Origin of the sequence: Chitinophaga sp., assembly GCF_036569125.1 — a bacterium.
In the GTDB taxonomy this organism is placed as follows: domain Bacteria; phylum Bacteroidota; class Bacteroidia; order Chitinophagales; family Chitinophagaceae; genus Chitinophaga.
Genome location: NZ_DATCRF010000692.1, coordinates 1 through 6,523, shown reverse-complemented (window position 1 = coordinate 6,523; position 6,523 = coordinate 1). Strand labels below are relative to the sequence as shown.

Annotated in this window: 6 protein-coding genes; 2 read left to right on the top strand and 4 right to left on the bottom strand. The window is 47.8% G+C overall.

What is annotated here, in order from left to right:
* Positions 1-328: 328 nt before the first annotated feature.
* Positions 329-1,135 carry a PKD domain-containing protein gene (locus VIM87_RS25705; protein WP_331999760.1) on the bottom strand — a complete coding sequence of 269 codons (807 nt, stop codon included), beginning with the start codon at positions 1,133-1,135 and terminating at the stop codon, positions 329-331.
* A gap of 148 nt (positions 1,136-1,283) precedes the next feature.
* Here VIM87_RS25705 and dnaG point away from each other — a divergent pair, with 148 nt between their 5' ends.
* Positions 1,284-3,266, top strand: a complete 1,983-nt coding sequence (dnaG, locus tag VIM87_RS25700; protein WP_331999759.1) for a DNA primase — start codon at positions 1,284-1,286, stop codon at positions 3,264-3,266.
* A gap of 4 nt (positions 3,267-3,270) precedes the next feature.
* Here dnaG and VIM87_RS25695 read toward each other — a convergent pair whose 3' ends face one another.
* From VIM87_RS25695 to VIM87_RS25685, 3 genes are read right to left on the bottom strand one after another with little or no spacing between them, the layout of a single operon-like run.
* Positions 3,271-3,792, bottom strand: coding sequence for a dihydrofolate reductase (locus VIM87_RS25695; protein WP_331999758.1), 522 nt, complete (start codon positions 3,790-3,792; stop codon positions 3,271-3,273).
* 34 nt (positions 3,793-3,826) lie between these two features.
* Entirely contained in the window at positions 3,827-4,621 is a 795-nt protein-coding gene (locus VIM87_RS25690; protein ID WP_331999757.1) for a thymidylate synthase, read from the bottom strand.
* A 23-nt stretch (positions 4,622-4,644) separates the two neighbouring features.
* Positions 4,645-5,058 (bottom strand): hypothetical protein, encoded by a 414-nt coding sequence (locus tag VIM87_RS25685; protein WP_331999756.1) that lies wholly within the window; start codon positions 5,056-5,058, stop codon positions 4,645-4,647.
* Positions 5,059-5,347: 289 nt separating this feature from the next.
* Here VIM87_RS25685 and VIM87_RS25680 point away from each other — a divergent pair.
* Positions 5,348-6,523, top strand: a 1,176-nt coding sequence (locus VIM87_RS25680) for a carboxypeptidase-like regulatory domain-containing protein (protein WP_331999755.1), incomplete at its 3' end; no start/stop codon positions are given.

The window sequence follows — 6,523 nt, the reverse complement described above, 5'->3', positions numbered from 1 at the left end:
ATTATTGGGTATGGGCTTGTAGACTGATCCTGAAAGTTAACTGTCATAGGCCCACACCCTACCATCTTATCATAACTAAATTTTGCGTCAAAACTTTGCCCAAACAACAGTATACGGGCCAATAAAAAAACAAACAACAGTAAAAATCGCTTCATACTCAAGGGTATAGGGTGAGAAAATGGAAATTGTATTGTCCTAAGAAGCGGTAAAATTACACAAATAACTAATAGGTCAGCCACTATTACCTTTTATATACAACGAAAAGGTGAAGAACGGAACGGCCATCGTTCCATCCTTCACCTTTCCGTGAATGTATATGATACCTGAATTACTGACGCACCGTTACCTTACGGGTTACGATATCCGCACAGCTGTTCTGGTACTCCATGTGCACTTCTATGGTATAATCGCCTGATACTGCGTACTCATGGTCAAAAGTGAGCGCATGGCGGTTCTTTTCAACCAGGGTTTGGGAAGTATTATCTCCCCAGTTCAGCCACAGGCGGTAGGGTACATTTTCATAAGCCGGCATCACGGTCAGGTCTACCTGACGGCTGCATAACCAGGTATAGGAAATGTCGGCCAGTGTTTCGCTTACACGGGCAATTACCACCGTGGTATCGCTCAGCGTTTGACCGCACACGTTATAGGTTACGGAATAGGTACCGGGAGCGCAGGCACGCAGGGTGCTGGTAGTATCACCGGTGGACCATAAGTACCATCCCGGATCATGGTGGCCCTGCGCCATGGCTGTATTGCTGATAATAGGACAATAGTTGCGGCACAAGGGGTGCTGCACGCCAAGGTCCAATATGGGAAGAATATCAATTTCCTGGTAGCTGAACACTTTCATGGAGGTAGCCCCTGCAGGTATTACCATGGTTAACCTTACCACATAGTGGCCGGGCGTGTTAAAAGTGTGGGTAGGCTGCGGGCCGGAGGCGGTACCGCCATCCCCAAATTCCCAAAGCCAGTCAATCACAGACAGGGAAGAAGATGAATTCACATCAAATGTAATCTTCTTAGGCGCGCAACCAATAGTGTCAGTTGCTTTGATCTTAAAGTCGAAATTCTGCGCCTTTAAACCGGAAATTGCAAGAAATGAACATGCAATCAGTAATAACAATCTTTTCATTAGGCTTAAGGAATAGGGTGAAAAATTATGTAAATATATAAAAATTAATATGTAAAATTAATAAAATTAGCACAAAACAATATACTAAAACCGTCCATATGCCCACCCGCCGGGATAATTAGCGTCAAAAGGTGTAAATTACCTATGTTTGCAGTTTGCATTCTTCCAGACCTTGATAGCACAACATACCATACAACAGATCCTGAGCCGCATAGATATTGTGGAGATCGTAGGCTCGTTCGTGAAACTGAAAAAACGGGGCACCAACTACCTGGGCCTCTGCCCTTTTCATAATGAAAAGTCGCCCTCCTTCACGGTTTCACCCAGTAAGGAGATCTATAAATGTTTCGGTTGCGGGGCCAGTGGCAATACCATCAGCTTCCTCATGGAGCATGAGAAGTATTCCTATGTGGAGGCCCTGCGCTGGCTGGCCCAGAAGTACAATGTAGAAATTGAGGAGAAAGAGGTTAGCGCAGAGGTAAAACAGCAGCAGCTCCTGGCCGACAGCCTGTATATCATTAACAACTTTGCCCGGGAATATTTTACCAAAACCCTGCTGGAAACAGAGGAAGGGCAGAATGTTGGGCTCAGCTACTTTGAGGAAAGAGGCTTTACAAAAGAAACCATCCAGAAGTTCCAGCTGGGCTACTGCAGCAATGAGCGGGACGCTTTTGCACGCACCGCCCTGGGAAAGGGCTATAACCTGGATTACCTGCAAAAGACCGGCCTGGTCACCATCCGGAACGAGCAGCCGGCGGATAACTACCGGGGCCGCGTTATTTTTCCCATTCACAACCAATCCGGCAAGGTGCTGGGTTTTGGCGCGCGTATCCTGGTTAAGAACGACCGGGCGCCCAAATACATCAACTCTCCAGAAAACGAGATCTATGTAAAAAGCAAGGTGCTTTACGGCACCTATTTTGCCCGCCACGCCATTGACCGCCTGAACGAATGCTTACTGGTAGAAGGTTATACCGACGTAATTTCCCTGCATCAGGCAGGCATTGAGAACGTGGTGGCTTCCAGCGGTACCTCCCTGACAGTAGACCAGCTACGGCTGGTAAAGAAATATACCAATAACCTCACCATCCTGTACGATGGGGACAGCGCAGGCGTAAAAGCAGCGCTGCGCGGCCTGGATATGGCCGTGGAAGAAGGCCTGAACGTGAAGCTGGTGCTGATACCGGACAAGGAAGACCCGGACAGCTATGTGCAAAAGATAGGCGCCCCTGCCTTCCGGCAGTTTGTGGAAACCAATAAGCAGGACTTTGTGCTGTTTAAGCTGCAAACATCCATGCAGGATATTGGCAACGACAGCAACCGCAAAAGCCAGCTGGTAAATGAAATTGCGGAAACCATCTCCAAAATTGATAAGGTAGAGGATTTCACCCGCCAGCAGGACTACATCCGCCAGTGCAGCCAGCTATTGAAGATAGATGAGCAGGGCATGATCACGCTGGTGAATAAATTCATCCGCGAGCGCCTGCAAAAACGGGAGCAGCAGCTGGCCAAGAATGCCCCTCCGGAAGATGATCAGCTGAGCGATGAGGCCATTGCCGCCATGGAAGCGGCCGAAGGCAATTTTGAAGTGATCTTCCCTACGGATGAAAAACAGGAAAGAGAGCTGGTGAAGATCTTACTCCGCTTTGGAGACATGCCTTTCAGCGAAGAAGAAAAGAGCAGCGTTGCCGATTATGTGTTTCATTTGCCGTACGATTTTGAATCGCTGGCAGATAGTGAGATCGTAAAGAAAATATTGCGGGAATATAAATCCAGGTACGATGAAGGTTCCACCCCGGATAAAAAATGGTTCCTGTACCATGAGGATACCGACATCTCCAAACAAACAGCCCTGATCCTGGAAGATAAGGAGGCAGACCTGAGCATAAACTGGAAAGAACGTTTTGAAATAGATACTGTTTGCGGAGATAATGCTTACCTGCGCGACACCATCAGCACCACCAACTATCTTATCTTACGCAAGATCAAAAAGCTGATCCTGGAAAACCAGCAGGAGATGGAAAAGGCGGATACCTTTGATATGCAGATGAAGTGTGTTGAAGTGCATCAGCATTTGAAACAGCTTGAAATGGAGCTAACACAAGGGATCGGGACGGTGATCTTCAGATAGATGCTCAACTCTGTATACCTTCTTTCTCCGCTTTCGTTTTCTTATCCCACACTTCAAACGTAAATGCATATGCATGCTTTTCATCTGCCGGGTGCAGCCTGCTGCTTACCAGGTTCCATTCTTTGGGATCAAATTCCGGGAAATGCGCATCGCCGGTAACCGTAGCATGAATGCGGGTAATGTACATGCGCTGCACCAGTAACGGAATGGCCTGACTGAAAATTTCTTCTCCTCCCGTAATAAACATTTCCTCCCCATCAAAAGTACCGGCGATCATCAGGGCTTCCTGTAATGAGGTAGTAACAATAATGCCCTCACGCGGATAATCCGGCTGGCGGGTAATTACAATATTCGGGCGGTTGGGTAAAGGCTTGCCTAATGATTCAAAGGTTTTACGGCCCATGATAATGGGCTTACCGGTAGTAGTTTCTTTGAAATATTTCATATCGGCCGGCAGGTGCCAGGGTAACTGGTTGTGCTGCCCTATAACGTTATTCTCTGATGCTGCAACAATGATGGAAACCATACTTGGAATTACGGATTGTCAATTACGAATTAAATCACACCGCTACCGGTGCTTTAATCCCCGCGTGGTGCTGATAGTTCAGCAGCTCAAAATCTTCAAAGGTAAAAGCAAAAATATCCTTCACGGCCGGGTTAAGTTTCATTACCGGCAGCGGATAGGGCGTGCGGCTTAATTGCAGCTTAGCCTGTTCAATATGATTGTTGTACAAATGCACATCACCAAAGCTGTGAATAAATTCGCCCGGCTCCAGATCGCACACCTGCGCCATCATCAGGGTAAGCAACGCATAGGAAGCAATGTTAAAGGGCACGCCTAAGAACACATCTGCGCTGCGCTGATATAACAGGCAGCTCAGCTTCCCATTAGCCACATAGAACTGGAACAGGCAGTGGCAGGGGCTCAGCGCCATTTGCGGCAGGTCGCCCACGTTCCAGGCATTTACAATAATGCGGCGGGAATCCGGGTTATTCCTGATCTGTTTTACGGCTTCGCTGATCTGGTCTATCACTCTGCCATCCCGGGTTTCCCAGCTACGCCATTGTTTGCCGTAAACGGGGCCCAGGTCGCCGTTGGCGTTAGCCCACTCGTCCCATATACTTACGCCGTGCTCCTTCAGGTAGGCAATATTGGTATCGCCCCTGAGGAACCAGAGCAACTCATAAATAATAGATTTCAGGTGTAATTTCTTGGTAGTGACCAGCGGAAAACCATCCTGCAGGTTAAAACGCATCTGGTAGCCGAAACAGCTGCTGGTACCGGTGCCGGTACGGTCTGTTTTTGCAGCCCCATGATCCAGTATATGCTGTAATAAATGAAGGTACTGATCCATGGGGCAAATTAACAAAATTGTTACTAATGCTCCCTTACATATTTATCCCCACAACCTTCAATACACATACGGTTGGCCAGCACAAGGGTATTTTCATTAATGCTGATGAGGAAAACAGCGGTATCGGATTGTTGTCCTTCTTTATAGATCCGCAGGGTAGTATCCACATCTGTAGCGCGCAGCTCAAAATGATCGTAGGTGCTGTTACTGCTGTTGGTATATTCCCCGTTGGCGCTGAACGTTACATAAGTAATATTTTCAGTAGGTTTCCATACCGGTTCCGCGCCGTAACTGTAATAAGAAGCATATGATTTCCAACGGCCTGTCAGGTAATTAAGCTGTTTTGGTAAAGAGGCGCCATCGGTTATCGTATCATTATCCTTTTTACAGGCCGTAATACAAATGAGTAAGAATACAGGGAGCAGCAGGTATTTCATGGGTAAGATTTAGCTATTAAACGTGGCATCTTACCCGGAAGTTACAAGCATGCAAACCGAAAAATATAACGCAAATAAACTAAACAAAAAACACACTTATCCCGGGGAAATTTCGTAATCTGCTAATACAACCAAAGTCGTAGCGTCAGCAAGAAGGAAACCAGCGAGCAAGATAAGTTCCATGTATACGAAAGCTTTGAAGAGCCTCTATCTTTTATCTAAATCTAACGCCTATATTAAAAATCTCATCATGTAAAATCTAGTATCAATCACCCAAAATCACACGCTTATGTTTCTATCTAAATCTGCACGGATGGTGTTGCTATGCCTATGCACCATCAGTACGCTGTATGCACAGCAAACAACCATTACGGGGAGGGTCACCGATGCCGCTTTTGGCAAACCAATACCCGGTGTTACCGTACGGGTTTCCAACACCAACCGGGGCGCCATCACGGATGTGGATGGCCACTATTCGCTGATGCTGCCGGCAGGCAACAACCAGCTCACCTTTTCCTTTACCGGCTATAAAACCCAAAAAGCCACGGTAACCGGTAACACCCTTAATATGACACTGGAAGAAGATTTTGCACGGCTGGATGAAGTGGTGGTAACCGGCCTGGCCACTTCTGTAAAACGCAGTAACCTGGCCAATGCCGTGGCCACGCTTTCCGCCAAAGACCTCTCGGGCACTGCACCGGCGCAAACCTTTGATGCAGCGCTGAGTGGTAAAATACCCGGCGCACTGATCTCTGCCAACTCCGGCGCACCGGGTGGCGGTATCTCAGTAAAAGTGCGCGGTATCACTTCTGTATTCGGGAATGCGCAACCCTTGTATGTAGTAGATGGTATTTTTATGAACAATGCCAGTGTGCCCGCCGGCCTCAATGATGTTACCGGCGCAGCTACTGCGGGCAATCCCAATAACCAGGATAACCCCTCCAGCCGTATTGCGGACCTGAATCCGGCCGATATCGAAAACATTGAAATACTCAAAGGCGCTTCTGCCGCAGCCTTATATGGCTCCAAAGCAGCTGCCGGTGTAATACTGATCACTACCAAACGTGGTAAAACAGGCAGAACCAACATCAGCATTAACCAGGAAACCGGTTTTGTAAAAGTGCGCCATTTATTAGGCCAGCGTGTATTTACCGCAGAAACAGCGGCCGACCTGGCCGGTGCGGCAGACAATCCTGACCCCGATGTACAGGCAGCCCGCAACACCAACCGGCAGCGGTTCCTGGATGCACAATCTGCCGGCAAGATCTATGATTATGAAAAAGAGCTGTTCGGCCAAACCGGCCTGCTGCTGAACACCAATCTTAGCTTAAGTGGCGGCTCTGAACGCACTACTTTTTACTTTGCTGCTAACCGCCGCAGCGAAGATGGTATTGTAAAAGGTACCGGGTACCTCAACAGCTCCTTACGGTTAAATGTGGATCACCGCATTAATGATCGTATATCC

Coding starts and splice junctions, on each gene's coding strand:
- VIM87_RS25690 (WP_331999757.1), bottom strand. CDS start 4,621: ATGGATCAGTACCTTCATTTATTACAGCATATACTGGATCATGGGGCT.
- VIM87_RS25685 (WP_331999756.1), bottom strand. CDS start 5,058: ATGAAATACCTGCTGCTCCCTGTATTCTTACTCATTTGTATTACGGCC.
- VIM87_RS25705 (WP_331999760.1), bottom strand. CDS start 1,135: ATGAAAAGATTGTTATTACTGATTGCATGTTCATTTCTTGCAATTTCC.
- VIM87_RS25695 (WP_331999758.1), bottom strand. CDS start 3,792: ATGGTTTCCATCATTGTTGCAGCATCAGAGAATAACGTTATAGGGCAG.